The sequence below is a fragment of the Streptomyces sp. TRM70350 genome, from assembly GCF_019219825.1.
GTDB lineage: Bacteria > Actinomycetota > Actinomycetes > Streptomycetales > Streptomycetaceae > Streptomyces.
In genome coordinates this window covers 91435-107875 of sequence record NZ_JAHUXH010000016.1, presented here as the reverse complement: position 1 = coordinate 107875, position 16441 = coordinate 91435, and the positions used below count along the sequence as shown (strand labels likewise).

The following is a 16441-nucleotide window of genomic DNA, read 5'->3' as shown; positions in this document are numbered from 1 at the left end:
CAGACTAGAACGCCCGCCCGCGAAGGGAACCCCCGAGCGGCAATTTTTTACCGAAATCTCCCGAGTGCACGGATATGGGCCCCCTCGGTGACACCACTTCGCGCCCTACTCCTCCGGCGGAAACACCGCCTCCCCGCTCCCCAGCAGCGTGATCGTGATCGCCTCGACGGGGCAGTTCTCGGCGGCCGCCAGGACGCGTTCGTGGGCGTCCGGCTCCGGGTCGGTGGGGTGGGACTGGCGACCCGGGTCGAGGTGGAACGCGTCCGGGGCCTGGTGGACGCACTGGGCGGAGCCGATGCACAAGGAGCGGTCGACCTCGACCTGCCAGCGGTCGCCCATGGCCGTCAGCCCTCCCACCCGGCGGGCAGGTGGATCATCTTGTGCTCCAGATACTCGCCGTACCCCTCCGGACCGAACTCCCTCCCCAGGCCCGAGTTCTTGTAGCCGCCGAACGGGCCCAGCATGTCCAGGCTGAAGGTGTTCACCGAGTACGTACCGGTACGGACCTGCCGCGCGACCTCGATGCCGTGCTCCACGTCGGCCGTCCACACGCTGCCGCTCAGCCCGTACTCGGAGTCGTTCGCGATCTTCACGGCCTCGGCCTCGTCGCCGTAGGGCAGCAGGCAGATCACCGGCCCGAAGATCTCCTCGCGGGCGATCCGCATCGAGTTGTCGACGTCGCCGAAGAGGGTCGGCTCGACGTACCAGCCGCGTTCCAGTCCCGCCGGGCACCCGCCGCCCGTGAGGATCTTCGCGCCCTCCTCCTGGCCGATGCGGATGTAGTCGAGGTTGCGCCGCTGCTGCCGCTGCGCGACCAGCGGCCCCACCTGCGTCGCCGGGTCCAGCGGGTCGCCGACCACGAGCGCGCTCGCGGCCGCCGCGAACGCCTCCGCGAACTCCGCGTAGCGCGAGCGCGGCAGCAGGATCCGGGTCTGCGCCACGCAGGCCTGCCCGTTGTTCATCCAGGCCGCCGGCACGATCCCCGCCACGGCCGTCGCCACGTCCGCGTCCGGCAGCACGACCGCCGCCGACTTGCCACCCAGCTCCAGCGTGACGCGGGTGAGGTGGCGCGCGGCGACCTCCATCACCCGCTTCCCGGCCGCCACCGACCCCGTGAACGACACCTTGTCGATCCCGGGGTGCCCGACGAGGTACTCACTCACCTCCCGGTCGGCGGGCAGGATCGACAGCACGCCGTCCGGCAGCCCGGCCTCCTTCGCGATCTCGCCGAGCAGATACGCGTCCAGCGGCGACTCCGGCGACGGCTTGAGGACGGCCGTGCAGCCGGTCAGCAGCGCGGGCGCGAGCTTGGCGGCGGCCACGAACTGCGGGACGTTCCAGGGCGCGACGGCCGCGACGACCCCGACCGGCTCGCGCCGCACGAGGATCCGCCCGAGCACGCCGTCGCGTGTCTCCTCGTAGCTGAAGTCGCGCGCGACCCTGATCGCCGCGTCCCAGACCATCATCGCGCCGAGCGCCTGCGCGAGGACGCTCCAGGAGTACGGCGAGCCGTTCTCGGACGAGATCACGCGGGCGATCTCCTCGTGCCGGGCGGCGATCCCGTCCTTGATCCGCCCGACCACCTCGATCCGCTCGTCGAGGGACATCCGCGGCCAGGGCCCCTCGTCGAACGCCCGGCGGGCGACCGCGACCGCCCTGTCCACGTCCTCCGCCGAGGCGTGCGGGACGCGCCCGATGACCTCCTCGGTGTGCGGGGAGATCACCTCGATGACGTCCTTGCCCAGGGGGTCGGTCAACTCCCCGCCGATGAACAGCTGTCCGTGTTCCACGAGCTCGGTCATGGCGACTGCCCTTCCGACCTGACGGTGTTTCAGGACTGATACCAGTTCTAGTTATAGTGGGCAATGGCCGTGGGGCCGTGGGTGGGGTCGTGGGGTGGAGGGCAGATGCGGATGACCAGCAGCCGGGCCGAGGGATCCATGACACGGGTGTACGACCACGGCGGCGGCGTACGGTCCCTCCAGGTCCCCATCCCGGACAACCCTCTCGGCCACACCCTCGTCTACGTCGTCGACACCGACGCCGGCCCGGTACTGATCGACACCGGCTGGGACGACCCGGCGTCCTGGGACACGCTCGTCGCCGGGCTCGCGGCGTGCGGCACATCGGCCGCGGAGATCCACGGCGTGGTCATCACCCACCACCATCCCGACCACCACGGCCTGTCCGGCCGGGTGCGGGAGGCGTCGGGCGCGTGGATCGCGATGCACGCGGCCGACACGGCGGTGGTACGGCGCACGCGTGAGGCCCGTCCCGAGCACTGGTACTCGTACATGGCGGACAAACTCACCGCCGCCGGAGCGCCCGAGGCCCACGTGGCCCCCCTGCGTTCCGCCCGTGGCCCCCTCCCCGGCCTCTCCCCCGCCCTCCCCGACCGTGAGATCGTCCCCGGCGAGCTCCTCGACCTCCCCGGCCGCCGTCTGCGCGCGGTCTGGACGCCGGGGCACACGCCGGGCCACGTCTGCCTGCACCTGGAGGAGGAGCACCCGTCCCGACTCCCCGGCCAGGGACGCCTGTTCTCCGGCGACCACGTCCTCCCCGAGATCACCCCGCACATCGGCCTGTACGAGGACCCGGACGACACGACCGTCACCGACCCCCTCGGCGACTACCTCGCCTCCCTGGAACGCGTCGCCCACCTCGCCCCCGCCGAGGTCCTCCCGGCCCACCAGCACCCCTTCACCGACGCCCCCGTCCGCGTACGGCAGCTGCTCGCGCACCACGAGTCCCGTCTCACCGGCCTGTCCCGCCTCCTCACCGAGCCCCTCACCCCCTGGCAGCTCGCCGAGCGCATGGACTGGAACCGCCCCTGGCCCCAGATCCCCTACGCCTCCCGCACCATCGCCGTCTCGGAGGCGGAGGCCCATCTGCGCCGCCTGGTGAAGTCGGGGCGAGCGGAGGCAGTGCCCGGGACCGATCCCGTGAGGTACGTGGCGGCGTGAAGCAGGCCCTGAGGGCAGGCGCTGCCGGGCCGGCGTCCGGTTCCCGTGCAGGCAGGAATGCGAGCAGGGATGCGAACAGGGAGCTGGTCAGGGGGACGTTCTTCCTGTAGGAATGACCCCAGTGGACAGTTTTGGTCGTTTTATGGGGATATTTTCGCGGCTTCTGGGCAGCAGAAGCCCACGAAGCGTCGCTGGTCAGGTGTTCCTCCTGCAGGTGGCGCTGGTAGTGCTGCTGGTGGCCGGCGCCGTGGGGGCGCAGGTGCTGCAGTCGCAGCATGCCGACCGCGCGGAGGCCGAGCGCCGCTCCATCGCCGTCGCCCAGACCTTCGCCCACTCCCCCGGCATCCTGTCCGCGCTGCGGGCCCCCGAGCCGTCGAAGGTGCTGCAGCCGCTCACCGAGGCGGGCCGGCAGTCGGCCGGCGTCGACTTCATCGTCGTCATGGACACCCAGGGCATCCGGTACACGCATCCCCAGCCGGACCGGATCGGCAAGCGCTTCGTGGGACGGATCGAGCCGTCGCTGGCCGGCCGGGTCTACACCGAGAGCGTGCACGGGCCGCTCGGCCACGAGGTACAGGCCACCGTCCCGGTGCGGGGCAGCGAAGGCACCGTGGTGGCGCTGGTCTCCGCCGGTCTGAAGGTCAAGACGATCACCAGCCACATGGAACGACAGCTGCCGCTCATCCTGGGCGCCGGAGCGGGCGGACTGGCGGCGGCCACGGCCGGAACGGCGCTGGTCAGCAGGCGACTGCGGCGGCAGACCCACAACCTGGGCCCCAGCGAGATGACGCGGATGTACGAGCACCACGACGCGGTCCTGCACTCCGTGCGCGAAGGTCTGCTCATCGTCGGCGCGGACGGCCGACTGCTCCTGGCGAACGACGAGGCCGTACGGCTTCTCGGCCTGCCCCCGGACGCCGAGGGCAGGCCGGTGACGGAGCTGCCCGGCCTTCCCCGGGGCATCCGGGAGCTGCTGACCTCCGGGCGCAGGGCCACCGACGAGGTGCACCTCGCCGGGGAACGCCTGCTCGCGGTCAACCAGCGGCCCACGGCACGCGGCGGCGGCTGCCCCGACGGCACCGTGGTCGCCCTGCGCGACTCCACCGAGTTGCGGGCACTCTCCGGCCGGGCGGAGATGGCCCGCGAGCGCCTGAAACTCCTCTACGACGCGGGTCTGGGCATCGGCGACAGCCTCGATGTGACGCGTACGGCCGAGGAACTGACCCAGATCGCCGTGCCCCGGTTCGCCGACTACGTGACCGTGGACCTGGTCGACGCGGTGCTTCAGGGCGAGGAGCCGACCGGCGCCGGGACGGGCATGCGCCGTACCGCCGTCAAGGGCATCCGGGAGGACCATCCCTTCTACGACGTCGGCAGCCTGATCGACTTCGTCCCCTCGACACCGCACGCCCGGGGCATGGGCACGGGTCGTTCCGAGCTGGTGCCGGATCTGGCCACCGCGACGGGACTGCATCTGCAGGACGCCGAGCAGATGAGGACGATCGAGGCACACGGCATCCACTCCATGATCTCCGTCCCGATCCAGGCCCGCGGCATCATGCTCGGGGTGGCGGCCTTCTGGCGCTGCCGCAAGCCGGAGCCCTTCGACGAAGAGGAGCTGTCCCTGGCGGAGGAACTGGTCGCCCGCGCCGCGCTCAGCATCGACAACGCCCGCCGCTTCACCCACGAGCACACCCTCGCCGTCGCCCTCCAGCGCAGTCTGCTGCCGCGCGCACTGCCCGAGCAGAGCGCGCTCGAAGTCGCCTTCCGCTATCTGCCCGCGCAGTCGGGTGTGAGCGGCGACTGGTTCGACGTCATCCCCCTGCCGGGCGGCCGGGTGGCGCTGGTGGTCGGCGACGTCGTCGGCCACGGTCTGCACGCCGCGGCCACCATGGGCCGGCTGCGCACCGCCGTGCACAACTTCTCCACCCTCGACCTGCCGCCCGACGAGCTGCTCAGCCGCCTCGACGACCTGGTCAGCCGTATCGATCAGGACGAGTCGGATGCGGACCGCGACTCCGGCGTCATCGGTGCCACCTGCCTCTACGCCGTTTACAACCCGATCGAGCGTCGCTGCACGATGGCACGGGCCGGGCACCTGGCCCCCGCCCTGGTGGGCCCGGACGGCGACGTCACGTTCGCCGACGTGCCGGCGGGCCTGCCGCTGGGCCTCGGAGGCATGCCGTACCAGGCCGTCGAACTCGACCTGGCGGAAGGCACCCGGCTCGTCCTCTACACCGACGGGCTCATCGAGGACCGCTCGCGGGATCTGGGCGTCGGCATGGACATGCTGCGCGAGGCCCTCGCCCGGCACCGCGACCGCTCGCCCGACGAACACTGCCAGGCTGTGGTGGACGAACTCCTGCCCGAGCGGCCCAAGGACGACGTGGCAGTGCTCATCGCGCGCACCCTGGCCACCCCGGCCGACCGGGTCGCCGACTGGGACGTGCCCTGTGACCCCGCCGCCGTCGCCGGCATGCGCGCCGCTGCGGCGCGGAAGCTGGACGAGTGGGGCCTGTCCGACCTCTCCTTCGGAATGGAACTCGTGCTCAGCGAGCTGATCACCAACGCCATCCGCCACGGCTCGCCCCCGATCCACGTACGGCTCCTGCGTGACCGTACCTTGATCTGCGAGGTGTCCGACGGCACCAGCACCTCGCCGCACCTGCGATACGCCACCACGACCGAGGAGGGCGGCCGCGGACTGTTCCTGGTCTCCCAGGTGGCGGACCACTGGGGTACTCGGTACACCCCGCAGGGCAAGGTCATCTGGGCCGAACAGGCCGTGCCGACGCATGCCGCACCACCGGCACACCGAGCCGGGCCGCCCACGCAGCGTCAACCGGGCCGCAGCGTGCATGAGGCGGACGTGCAGAGCGCATGGTGAGCAGCGCCCGCTCAGCCTACGGCCGTTCCCCGTGCGACCGCTCCGCCTGACGACCGTTCCCCCTGCGACCGCTCCCCCTCCGACCGCCCCACCTGACGGCCACTCCCCCTGCGACCGCCCCGCCTCCAGCCGCCCCACCCCCGACCGCCCCACCTCCGACCGCTCCCCCTGCGACCGCCCCACCTCCGACCGCTCCCCCTGCGACCGCCCCACCCCCGACCGCCCCACCTGCGGTCGGCCAGGAGCGGTCGGTGCGCTGGGTCAGGCCAGTTCCACGAGGAGGTCGCCGCCCTCGACCTGCTGGATGCGGTTGATGGCCAGCCGGGCCACCGTGCCGGACTTCGGAGCGGTGATCGCGGCTTCCATCTTCATCGCCTCGATGGTGGCCACCGTGGCACCGGCCGCCACCTCGTCGCCCTCCGAGACCGCGAGCGTCACCACGCCGCCGAACGGCGCCGCGACATGGCCGGGATCGGCCCGGTCCGCCTTCTCGGTGACCGGAACGTCGGAGGCCGCTGCCCTGTCGCGGATCTGGATCGGCCGCAGCTGACCGTTCAGGGACGACATCACCGTGCGCATGCCGCGTTCGTCGGCGTCGCCGATGGCTTGCAGCTCGATGAGCAGCCGCACTCCGGGGTCGAGGTCGACGCCGTACTCCTTGCCGGGGCGCAGCCCGTAGAAGAAGGCCTTGCTGTCCAGCACACTGGTGTCGCCGAACGTCTGGCGGTGCGTCTCGAACTCGCGCGTCGGCCCGGGGAACAGCAGCCGGTTGAGCGTCGCCCGCCGGTCCTTCGCGAGCCCCGCACGGTCGTCGGCGGTCAGTTCCGGTACGGGCTTGGGCTCGGCGCGGCCCCGCAGCGCCCTGCTGCGGAACGGCTCGGGCCAGCCGCCGGGCGGGGTGCCCAGCTCGCCGCGCAGGAAGCCGATGACGGAGTCGGGGATGTCGAACCGGTCCGGTGCCGCCTCGAAGTCCCCCGGGGACACGCCGGCGCCCACCAGGTGCAGCGCCAGGTCGCCGACCACCTTCGACGAGGGCGTCACCTTCACCAGGCGGCCCAGCATCCGGTCCGCCGCGGCGTACATCGCCTCGATCTCCTCGAAGCGGTCGCCGAGGCCCAGGGCGATCGCCTGGGTGCGCAGGTTGGACAGCTGCCCGCCGGGGATCTCGTGGTGGTAGACGCGGCCGGTCGGCGAGGCCAGTCCCGCCTCGAAGGGTGCGTAGACCTTGCGGACGCTCTCCCAGTACGGCTCCAGGTCGCCGACGGCCTTCAGGTCCAGGCCGGTGGGCCGGTCGGAGTGGTCGGTCGCGGCCACGACCGCCGACAGGGACGGCTGCGAGGTGGTGCCCGCCATGGACGCCACCGCTCCGTCCACGGCGTCCGCGCCCGCCTGGATCGCGGCCAGGTAGGTGGCGAGCTGACCACCGGCGGTGTCATGCGTGTGGAGGTGGACCGGCAGGTCGAACTCCCGGCGCAGGGCCGATACGAGTTTCGCCGCGGCCGGTGCCCGCAGCAGGCCCGCCATGTCCTTGACGGCCAGGACGTGGGCGCCCGCGGCCACGATCTGTTCGGCCAGGCGCAGGTAGTAGTCCAGGGTGTAGAGCCGCTCGGACGGATCGGACAGGTCGGAGGTGTAGCACAGCGCCACCTCCGCCACAGCCGTTCCGGTCTGTCGTACGGCGTCGATGGCCGGCCGCATCTGCTCGACGTCGTTCAGGGCGTCGAAGATGCGGAAGATGTCGATGCCGGTGGCTGCCGCCTCCTGGACGAAGGCGTCGGTCACCTCGGTGGGATACGGCGTGTAGCCGACGGTGTTGCGCCCGCGCAGCAGCATCTGCAGGCAGATGTTCGGCACGGCTTCCCGCAGGGCGGCCAGGCGCTCCCAGGGGTCCTCCGCGAGGAAGCGCAGGGCGACGTCGTAGGTGGCACCGCCCCAGCACTCCAGCGACAGCAGCTCCGGCAGGGTACGCGCCACCACCGGAGCGACGGCGAGCATGTCCTTGGTGCGGACCCGGGTGGCGAGCAGCGACTGGTGGGCGTCGCGGAAGGTGGTGTCGGTGACGCCGATGGTCGGTGACGTGCGCAGCCCGCGGGCGAAGCCCTCCGGGCCGAGTTCGGCGAGCCGCTGCCGGGAGCCGGCCGGTGGCTCACCGTCCGGCAGCGGCGGCAGCTTGGTCAGCGGGTCGATCAGGTCGGGCCGCTCGCCGTACGGCCTGTTCACGGTGACGTCGGCGAGGTAGGTCAGGAGCTTGGTGCCGCGGTCGGCGGAGTGGCGTGCGGTGAGCAGGTGCGGGCGCTGCTCGATGAACGACGTGGTGACCCGGCCGGCCTGGAAGTCCGGGTCGTCCAGCACCGCTTGCAGGAACGGGATGTTCGTGGCCACGCCGCGGATGCGGAACTCGGCCACGGCACGCCGGGCGCGGCCCACGGCGGTGGTGAAGTCGCGGCCGCGGCAGGTGAGTTTGACCAGCATGGAGTCGAAGTGCGCGCTGATCTCCGTACCGGCGTGGGTGGTTCCGCCGTCGAGGCGGATGCCCGAGCCGCCGGGCGAGCGGTAGGCGCTGATCCTGCCGGTGTCCGGGCGGAAGCCGTTGGCCGGGTCCTCGGTGGTGATACGGCATTGCAGGGCCGCGCCCCGCAACGTGACGGTCTCCTGGGCGAGTCGCAGGTCGGCGAGCGTCTCGCCGGCGGCGATGCGCAGCTGCGCCTGCACGAGGTCGACGTCGGTGACCTCTTCGGTGACCGTGTGCTCGACCTGGATGCGCGGGTTCATCTCGATGAAGACGTGGTGTCCGTCGCGGTCGAGGAGGAACTCCACGGTGCCGGCGTTGCGGTAGCCGATCTGCCGGGCGAACCGCACGGCGTCGGCGCAGATCCGCTCGCGCAGGGCCGGGTCGAGGTTCGGCGCGGGCGCGAGTTCGATCACCTTCTGGTGGCGGCGCTGCACCGAGCAGTCGCGCTCGAACAGGTGGATGACGTCGCCGTGCCCGTCGGCGAGGATCTGCACCTCGATGTGGCGGGGTTCGACGACGGCCTTCTCCAGGAAGACCGTGGGGTCACCGAACGCGGACGCCGCCTCCCGGGACGCGGCCTCGATGGCCTCCCGCAGCTGGGCCAGATCCTCGACACGGCGCATTCCGCGCCCGCCACCGCCCGCGACCGCCTTGACGAACACGGGAAACCCGATGTCCCCGGCAGCGCGGAGCAGCTCGTCCACGTCCGTCGACGGCGCCGAGGAAGCCAGCACCGGCACGCCGGCCGAGCGTGCCGCGGCCACCGCACGCGCCTTGTTCCCGGTCAGTTCGAGGATGTCCGCGCTCGGCCCGACGAACGTGATGCCCGCCTCCTCGCACGCCCGGGCCAGATCGGGGTTCTCCGACAGGAACCCGTAACCGGGGTAGACGGCGTCCGCTCCGGCGCGGCGCGCGGCACGGATGATCTCCTCCACCGAGAGATAGGCCCGCACCGGATGCCCCGGCTCGCCGATCTCATAGGCCTCGTCGGCCTTCAACCGGTGCAGCGAGTTGCGGTCCTCGTGAGGGAAGACGGCGACGGTGCGCGCGCCCAGTTCAAAACCCGCGCGGAACGCGCGGATCGCGATCTCGCCGCGGTTGGCGACCAGCACCTTGCGGAACATTCTCGATCCCTTCAGCCCGTCGGCAACGAGCACCATGGTGTCGGGGACGGACCTGTCACGCCATGTGAGCCGGGCCACTCGCGGTCGGGGGCCTCCGCGGGGCGGGGCGCCAACTCATGGAGACGCATGAAGACTGACCGGCCCCTCGGGGGGTTCCGCTACGGCCGGGTAAAGTGGCCGCGTCGTCATCACACCCGTACGGGGGGAAGCCGGTGCAAATCCGGCGCTGACCCGCAACCGTGAGCAGCCGAAGCTGTGCGCAGCCCGAGCTGTGAGCCGGAATGCCCCGCACGGACGTGACCGGCTCACGCGCACCGGCAACCGGCCGGTGTGCGGGCACCGTCGAGGTATACGGAGCCGAGCCGCCCGGGGGTGCCCCGTGCTGCCCGGCTCCCCGCAGGGAGAGGCACCCGCCGATCATGAACGTCGTACGCCGCAGCGCCGCGGCCCTGGCCGCAGCCGTCGTGCTCGGCGCCGCCGCGACCCCGGTCGCGCAGGCCGCCGACCCGTCCCCGTCGCCGTCGGTGGCCCTGCCCTCCGGCCTGTACGGCACGTCCGACCCGACCTACGACGGCGTCTGGCGGCAGTCGCTCGCCCTGCTCGCCCAGCACACCGTGGGCGTCAAGCCCGCCGGGAAGGCCACGGACTGGCTGGCCGGGCAGCAGTGCGACAACGGCGGTTTCGCCGCCTTCCGGGCCGAGCCCGCCAAGGACTGCGACGCCAAGACCATGGCCGACACCAACAGCACGGCCGCCGCCGTCCAGGCCCTCGCCGCGCTCGGCGGCCACGACGCCGCCACCGGCAAGGCGGTCGACTGGCTGAAGTCCGTGCAGAACAAGGACGGCGGCTGGGGCTACACCCCCGGCGGCCCCAGCGACGCCAACTCCACCGCCGTCGTCATCGGTGCCCTCGCCGCGGCGGGCGAGCAGCCGGACGCCGTCGTCAAGGACGGCAAGTCCCCCTACGACGCCCTGCTGAAGCTGGCCATCCCGTGCGGCGAGAAGGACGGCGGCGCCTTCGCCTACCAGCCCGACGAGAAGGGCACGTTGGCCGCCAACGCGGACGCGACCGCGGCGGCCGTCCTGGGCACGCTGGGCAAGGGCCTCGCGGCCGAGGCGGGCAGGAAGGCGGAGCCCACCTGCGCCGACGCCGAGACCCCCGAGCAGGCCGCCGCCAACGGCGCCGCCTACCTCACCAAGGCCCTCGCCGAGGACGGCCACCTCACCTCCGCCCTCCCCGGCGCCGAGGACCAGCCCGACTACGGCAACACCGCCGACGCCGTGGTCGCGCTGGCCGCGCAGGGCGGCGCCGCCCAGGCCGCCAAGCCCCTCCAGTGGCTGGAGCAGAACGCCACCACCTGGGCCGAGCAGAGCGGCCCCGCCGCCTACGCCCAGCTGATCCTCGCCGCCCACGCGGCCGGCGCCGACCCGAAGGACTTCGGCGGCACGAACCTGGTCGACCGGCTCAACGCGACGGGCCCGGCGCCGCAGGCCGTGCTCCAGGACCGGGCCGTGGCACAGAAGGACGCAGGGGACGAGGGCCCGAGCTTCGGCGTGTGGTGGTACGTCGGTGTCTTCCTCGTCGTCGGCATCGGCATCGGCTTCCTGCTCAGCGGCCGCAACAAGAGGAAGTAGCCGTGAGGTTCCGCCGTATCGCCGCCCTGCTCCTCGCCGCGCTGTTCCTGCTGCTGACCACCGGCCAGGCGCAGGCCACCGGCTACCGCTACTGGTCGTTCTGGGAGCGCGACGGCGACGCGTGGACGTACGCCATCCAGGGCCCCGCCACCGCCCGCCCCGCCGACGGCGACGTCCAGGGCTTCCGCTTCGCGATCAGCGAGGACTCGGGCGACGCGTCCCAGCCGCGCGGCACGGCCGACTTCGCGACGATCTGCGCCAGCACCCCGGCGCGGGACGGCAGGAAGCGGGTGGCCCTGGTCATCGACTTCGGTACGACGTCGGACGCCCCCTCCGGCGAAACCCCGCCGCCCGCCCGCACGGCCTGCGCCCAGCTCTCCCCCGACGCGACAACGGCCGAGGCCCTGGCGGCAGTGGCCGAGCCTCTGCGTTACGACACGAACGCCCTGCTGTGCGCGATCGCGGGGTATCCGGAGAGGGGGTGCGGGGAGCAGGTGGCGACGGACGAGAACCCGTCAAAGGACAGGGACGCCAGGACCGACAGCGGCCCGTCCCTCGGCATCCTCGCCGGAATCGCCGCGGTGGCGGCCATGGGCGCGGTAGTGGGCTGGCAGGTCCGACGGCACAGGCATGACTGACACCACCCGCCGCAGCTGCGAGCAGCCGTGCCGCCCGGGTGCCCCGGACACGCGCGGCCCCCTTCCCCGCCGTAGCTGCGGGCAGTCGTGCCGCTCGGGCGGCACGGGTGGGCGCAGCGGCACCCTGCACGCGCCGGTAAGCGCGCCCACCCCCCACCGACACCGGGCACCCATCCACCCCGGCGCCTGGTGGCTCTGGTCCCTCGCCCTCGGCACCGCAGCCACCCGCACCACCAACCCCCTCCTCCTCACGCTCCTCCTCACGGTCTCGGCCTACGTCGTCATCACCCGCCGCCCCCACACCCCCTGGTCCCGCTCCTACGGCGCCTTCGTCAAACTCGCCCTCGCCGTCCTCCTCATCCGCCTCCTCTTCGCCATCACCCTGGGCTCCCCGCTCCCCGGCACCCACACCGTCCTCACCCTCCCCGAAGTCCCCCTCCCCGACTGGGCCCAGGGCATCCGCCTGGGCGGCGAGGTCACCGCCGAGACCCTCGTCTTCGCCCTCTACGACGGCCTGAAACTGGCCACGCTGCTGATCTGCGTCGGCGCCGCCAACGCCCTCGCCAGCCCCACCCGCCTCCTCAAGTCCCTCCCCGGCGCCCTCTACGAGACCGGCGTGGCCGTGGTCGTGGCCCTCACCTTCGCCCCGCACCTCATCGCCGACGCCCAGCGCCTCCGCGCCGCCCGCCGCCTGCGCGGCCGCCCGGACAGAGGCATTCGAGGCCTGTTCCACGTAGGCCTCCCCGTCCTCGAAGGCGCCCTCGAACGCTCCGTCGCCCTCGCCGCCGCCATGGACGCCCGCGGCTACGGCCGTACCGCGCAGGTCCCGCCCGCGATCCGCCGTACGACCGCCGCGCTCACGCTCACCGGCCTGCTCGGCGTCTGTGCCGGAACGTACGGCCTGCTCACCGCCGAGGGCGGCGCCTACGGCCTCCCCGTCCTGCTCACCGCCGAGGGCGGCGCCTACGGCCTCCCCGTCCTGCTCACCGGCCTCGCCGCCGCCCTCGCGGGCCTCTGGCTGGGCGGCCGCCGCACCCCCCGCACCCGCTACCGCCCCGACACCTGGAACCCCCGTTCCTGTCTGATCGCCGCGTCCGGCGCCGCGGTCGCCGCGCTCCTGACTCTCGCCGCCGCCACCGACCCCACCGCCCTGCACCCCGGCGTGATCCCCCTGGTCGCCCCCACGCTCCCCCTCTGGCCCGCGGCAGCCGTACTCCTCGGCCTGCTCCCGGCGTTCCTCACCGCACCACCCAAGGAACCGTCATGATCCGCTTCGAGGACGTCTCCGTGACCTACGACGGGGCCGCCGAACCCACCATCCGGGGCGTCGACTTCGAGGTCCCGGAAGGTGAACTCGTCCTCCTCGTCGGCCCGTCCGGCGTCGGCAAGTCCACCCTGCTCGGCGCGGTCAGCGGCCTGGTCCCGCACTTCACCGGCGGCACTCTGCGCGGCCGGGTCACGGTCGCCGGCCGTGACACCCGCACCCACAAGCCGCGCGAACTCGCCGACGTCGTGGGCACGGTCGGCCAGGACCCCCTCTCCCACTTCGTGACGGACACCGTCGAGGACGAACTGGCCTACGGCATGGAGTCCTTGGGCCTCGCCCCGGACGTGATGCGCCGCCGCGTCGAGGAGACCCTGGACCTGCTCGGCCTCGCCGACCTGCGCGACCGCCCGATCGCCACCCTCTCCGGCGGCCAGCAGCAGCGCGTCGCGATCGGCTCGGTCCTCACCCCGCACCCGAGCGTGCTCGTCCTCGACGAACCGACCTCCGCGCTCGACCCTGCCGCCGCCGAGGAGGTCCTCGCCGTCCTCCAGCGCCTCGTCCACGACCTCGGTACGACGGTCCTGATGGCCGAACACCGCCTGGAACGGGTCGTCCAGTACGCCGACCAGGTCGCCCTCCTCCCGGCCCCTGGCGCGCCCCCGATCCTCGGCGCCCCGGCGGAGGTGATGGCCGTGTCCCCCGTGTACCCCCCGGTCGTGGCCCTGGGCCGCCTGGCGGCCTGGACCCCCCTGCCACTGACGGTCCGGGACGCGCGACGACGGGCGGCGACCCTGCGGGAACGACTTGAGAAGCGGGACGTCAACGCCCTCCAGGGGCGCGGGGAACTGCGCGACCAGCCACGACGAACCCGCAGCCGCCAACCATCAACACCCCCCGAGCCATTGGGCGCCACCACCCACCGCTGGTTCCGACGCAAACGCACGAATGCCACCCCAGCTTCCCCCCACACGGCCGAAATACAAGCCCTCACCGTCACCCGCGGCGACATCCAAGCCCTCCACCACATCGACCTCACCGTCTCCCCCGGCGAGACCATCGCCCTCATGGGCCGCAACGGCGCCGGAAAGTCCACGCTGCTCTCCGCGCTCGTCGGCCTCGTCCGGCCGTCCTCGGGAAGCGTCCGCGTGGGCGACGCGACCCCACACCGCACGCCGCCCCCCGACCTCGTACGCCGCGTAGGCCTCGTCCCCCAGGAACCGCGCGACCTCCTCTACGCCGACACGGTCGCCGCCGAGTGCACGGCCGCCGACGCCGACGCGGGCGCCGCCCCCGGCACGTGCCGGGCGCTGGTCTCCGAGCTGCTCCCCGGTATCACCGACGACACGCACCCCCGCGACCTCTCCGAGGGCCAGCGCCTCACGCTCGCGCTGGCGGTCGTCCTCACCGCACGCCCGCCGCTCCTCCTCCTCGACGAACCGACCCGGGGCCTGGACTACGCGGCGAAGTCCCGCCTGGTCACGCTCCTGCGCGAGCTGGCCGCCGAGGGCCACGCGATCGTCCTCGCCACCCACGACGTGGAACTGGCCGCCGAGCTGGCCCACCGCGTGATCCTGCTGGCGGAGGGCGAGGTGATGGCCGACGGCCCGACGGCGGACGTGGTGGTCTCGTCCCCGTCCTTCGCCCCGCAGGTCACGAAGATCCTCGCCCCGCAGCAGTGGCTCACGGTGGCCCAGGTCCGGGAGGCCCTGTCGTGAAGGGTCCTGTCATGAAGGGTCCCGTCCGCCTGGGCCCCCGCTCCCTCGCCGCCCTCACCTTCACCACCGCGGTCGGCGTGGCGGCGTTCTTCTGGCCCTTCCTCGCCCCGCCCACCTCCCAGGTCGCGGCCCATGCCCAGGACGCCCCGTGGCTGTTCGCGGGCCTGCTGGTCCTCCTCATGGCCGTGGTGGCGGCGACGATCTCCGAGTCGGGTCTCGGCCCGAAGGCCGTGGCCATGCTCGGCGTGCTGGCCGCGACGGGCGCGGCGCTGCGGCCGATCGGCGCCGGGACAGCGGGCATCGAGCCGATGTTCTTCCTGATGGTGCTGAGCGGACGCGTCCTCGGCCCGGGTTTCGGCTTCGTGCTCGGCGCGATCACGATGTTCGCGTCGGCGCTGCTCACAGGCGGGGTGGGCCCGTGGATGCCGTTCCAGATGCTGGCGATGGGCTGGTTCACGATGGCGGCGGGCCTGCTCCCGGCGCCGGACCGCCTCCGCGGTCGCGCGGAGCTGCTCCTCCTGGGGGCGTACGGCTTCCTCGCGGCCTTCGCCTACGGCACGATCATGAACCTCGCGGGCTGGCCCTTCATGAGCGCGCTGGCCTCGAACATCGCCTTCGACCCGGACGCGCCGGTCCCCGCCAACCTGGCCCGTTTCCTGGCGTACTGCCTGGCCACCTCCCTCGGCTGGGACCTGGGCCGCGCGATCGTCACGGTCGTCCTCACCGTCACCCTCGGCCCGGCGGTCCTCAAGGCTCTGCGCCGAGCCACTCGCCGCGCCGCCTTCGAGACGCCGGTCACATTCGACCCGCCCACTCCGTCACCGACGGGTGAGAGCTCGCGCGCGGACAGTCACCCAGACCGTGAAGCACCCCACATGACGCACGTCACCAACGATCCTCCGTCGTAGATCCGCTCGCATGTCATGCACGCGGCATTGTCCGCCCTGACCTGCACATTGAGAGCCAGATCACACAGGGGCCCATCACCCCGTATGCGACCACAACTAGTAAAGGGGGTCATTGCGGACACTTCGCCCGGCTGCTTCTCTGGATGACGTCGCACGGCGCCGACGAGCCCACAGGGCCGCGGCGCCCACGCATGCCCCCGCCACGCACCACGTGGTTCCGGCCTGCCGCGATCCCCCGTCCCCGACGAAAAGGTTCGCTCGTGTCCGTCTCCATCCTCCGCCGCATCGCCACCCCGAAGAAGGCCCTCACCGGCATCGCCGTCGCCGCCGCCACCGCCGGTATGGCGCTGTCCGCCGCCCCGGCCCACGCCGCGTCGGGCGCCTCCCCCGCCCAGGCCAAGGCGATCGCCAAGAAGATGATCCCGGACGCCGCCCAGTTCAACGCCTTCAGCAAGATCGTCCAGCACGAGAGCAACTGGGACGTCGACGCCACCAACCCGTCCTCCGGCGCCTACGGCCTGGTCCAGGCCCTGCCGGGCAACAAGATGGCCGCCGCCGGTTCCGACTGGAAGACCAACGCCCAGACCCAGATCAAGTGGGGCCTGGACTACATGAAGTCCCGCTACGGCAGCCCGGTCGGCGCCTGGAACTTCTGGCAGGCCAACGGCTGGTACTGAGAGCCGACACCTCCGGCCTCTCGTGGCCCCCACAGCCTCGGCCGGTGCTGAGAAACCAGCCCCCCACGACGGCGGCGGCCCCCGATCCCCGGGGCCGCCGTCTTCTGCCTACGTAC

General features: G+C 72.7%; 11 protein-coding genes and 1 riboswitch. Of the genes, 8 read left to right on the top strand and 3 right to left on the bottom strand.

Annotated elements, in window-relative coordinates; all coding sequences use genetic code 11:
• Positions 1–105 precede the first annotated feature (105 nt).
• Both KWI83_RS23365 and KWI83_RS23360 read right to left on the bottom strand, forming a co-directional pair.
• Complete coding sequence (locus tag KWI83_RS23365; protein ID WP_218516338.1) at positions 106–339, bottom strand: ferredoxin; 234 nt, start codon at positions 337–339, stop codon at positions 106–108.
• A 5-nt stretch (positions 340–344) separates the two neighbouring features.
• On the bottom strand, positions 345–1802 hold the full coding sequence (locus KWI83_RS23360; RefSeq protein ID WP_218516337.1) for an aldehyde dehydrogenase: 1458 nt from the start codon (positions 1800–1802) through the stop codon (positions 345–347).
• Positions 1803–1940: 138 nt separating this feature from the next.
• Here KWI83_RS23360 and KWI83_RS23355 point away from each other — a divergent pair, with 138 nt between their 5' ends.
• Positions 1941–2963 (top strand): MBL fold metallo-hydrolase, encoded by a 1023-nt coding sequence (locus tag KWI83_RS23355; RefSeq protein ID WP_218516390.1) that lies wholly within the window; start codon positions 1941–1943, stop codon positions 2961–2963.
• A gap of 142 nt (positions 2964–3105) precedes the next feature.
• Positions 3106–5850: a SpoIIE family protein phosphatase gene (locus KWI83_RS23350; RefSeq protein ID WP_218516336.1), complete on the top strand. Its 2745-nt coding sequence runs from the start codon at positions 3106–3108 to the stop codon at positions 5848–5850.
• A 261-nt stretch (positions 5851–6111) separates the two neighbouring features.
• Here KWI83_RS23350 and KWI83_RS23345 read toward each other — a convergent pair whose 3' ends face one another.
• Complete coding sequence (locus tag KWI83_RS23345; RefSeq protein WP_218516335.1) at positions 6112–9486, bottom strand: pyruvate carboxylase; 3375 nt, start codon at positions 9484–9486, stop codon at positions 6112–6114.
• Positions 9487–9688: 202 nt separating this feature from the next.
• Positions 9689–9773: riboswitch (cobalamin riboswitch) on the top strand.
• A 132-nt stretch (positions 9774–9905) separates the two neighbouring features.
• On the opposite strand from KWI83_RS23345, the gene KWI83_RS23340 reads away from it, so the two are divergent.
• From KWI83_RS23340 to KWI83_RS23315, 6 genes are all read left to right on the top strand, one after another.
• On the top strand, positions 9906–11120 hold the full coding sequence (locus KWI83_RS23340) for a prenyltransferase/squalene oxidase repeat-containing protein (RefSeq protein WP_218516334.1): 1215 nt from the start codon (positions 9906–9908) through the stop codon (positions 11118–11120).
• Between the two features lie 2 nt (positions 11121–11122).
• Positions 11123–11758 (top strand): SCO2322 family protein, encoded by a 636-nt coding sequence (locus KWI83_RS23335; RefSeq protein WP_218516333.1) that lies wholly within the window; start codon positions 11123–11125, stop codon positions 11756–11758.
• The gene (locus KWI83_RS23330; protein WP_218516332.1) at positions 11751–13025 is read left to right on the top strand and encodes an energy-coupling factor transporter transmembrane component T; all 1275 of its coding nucleotides are present in this window, start codon (positions 11751–11753) and stop codon (positions 13023–13025) included. Before KWI83_RS23335 ends, KWI83_RS23330 begins: the two co-directional genes overlap by 8 nt.
• The gene (locus KWI83_RS23325) at positions 13022–14740 is read left to right on the top strand and encodes an ABC transporter ATP-binding protein (protein WP_218516331.1); all 1719 of its coding nucleotides are present in this window, start codon (positions 13022–13024) and stop codon (positions 14738–14740) included. Before KWI83_RS23330 ends, KWI83_RS23325 begins: the two co-directional genes overlap by 4 nt.
• A gap of 11 nt (positions 14741–14751) precedes the next feature.
• Positions 14752–15648: an ECF transporter S component gene (locus KWI83_RS23320; RefSeq protein WP_218516330.1), complete on the top strand. Its 897-nt coding sequence runs from the start codon at positions 14752–14754 to the stop codon at positions 15646–15648.
• A 260-nt stretch (positions 15649–15908) separates the two neighbouring features.
• Complete coding sequence (locus tag KWI83_RS23315; RefSeq protein WP_218516329.1) at positions 15909–16325, top strand: transglycosylase SLT domain-containing protein; 417 nt, start codon at positions 15909–15911, stop codon at positions 16323–16325.
• Positions 16326–16441 lie beyond the last annotated feature (116 nt).

Coding starts and splice junctions, on each gene's coding strand:
- KWI83_RS23365 (WP_218516338.1), bottom strand. CDS start 339: ATGGGCGACCGCTGGCAGGTCGAGGTCGACCGCTCCTTGTGCATCGGC.
- KWI83_RS23320 (WP_218516330.1), top strand. CDS start 14,752: ATGAAGGGTCCCGTCCGCCTGGGCCCCCGCTCCCTCGCCGCCCTCACC.
- KWI83_RS23345 (WP_218516335.1), bottom strand. CDS start 9,486: ATGTTCCGCAAGGTGCTGGTCGCCAACCGCGGCGAGATCGCGATCCGC.
- KWI83_RS23330 (WP_218516332.1), top strand. CDS start 11,751: ATGACTGACACCACCCGCCGCAGCTGCGAGCAGCCGTGCCGCCCGGGT.
- KWI83_RS23340 (WP_218516334.1), top strand. CDS start 9,906: ATGAACGTCGTACGCCGCAGCGCCGCGGCCCTGGCCGCAGCCGTCGTG.
- KWI83_RS23360 (WP_218516337.1), bottom strand. CDS start 1,802: ATGACCGAGCTCGTGGAACACGGACAGCTGTTCATCGGCGGGGAGTTG.
- KWI83_RS23325 (WP_218516331.1), top strand. CDS start 13,022: ATGATCCGCTTCGAGGACGTCTCCGTGACCTACGACGGGGCCGCCGAA.
- KWI83_RS23355 (WP_218516390.1), top strand. CDS start 1,941: ATGACACGGGTGTACGACCACGGCGGCGGCGTACGGTCCCTCCAGGTC.
- KWI83_RS23350 (WP_218516336.1), top strand. CDS start 3,106: ATGGGGATATTTTCGCGGCTTCTGGGCAGCAGAAGCCCACGAAGCGTC.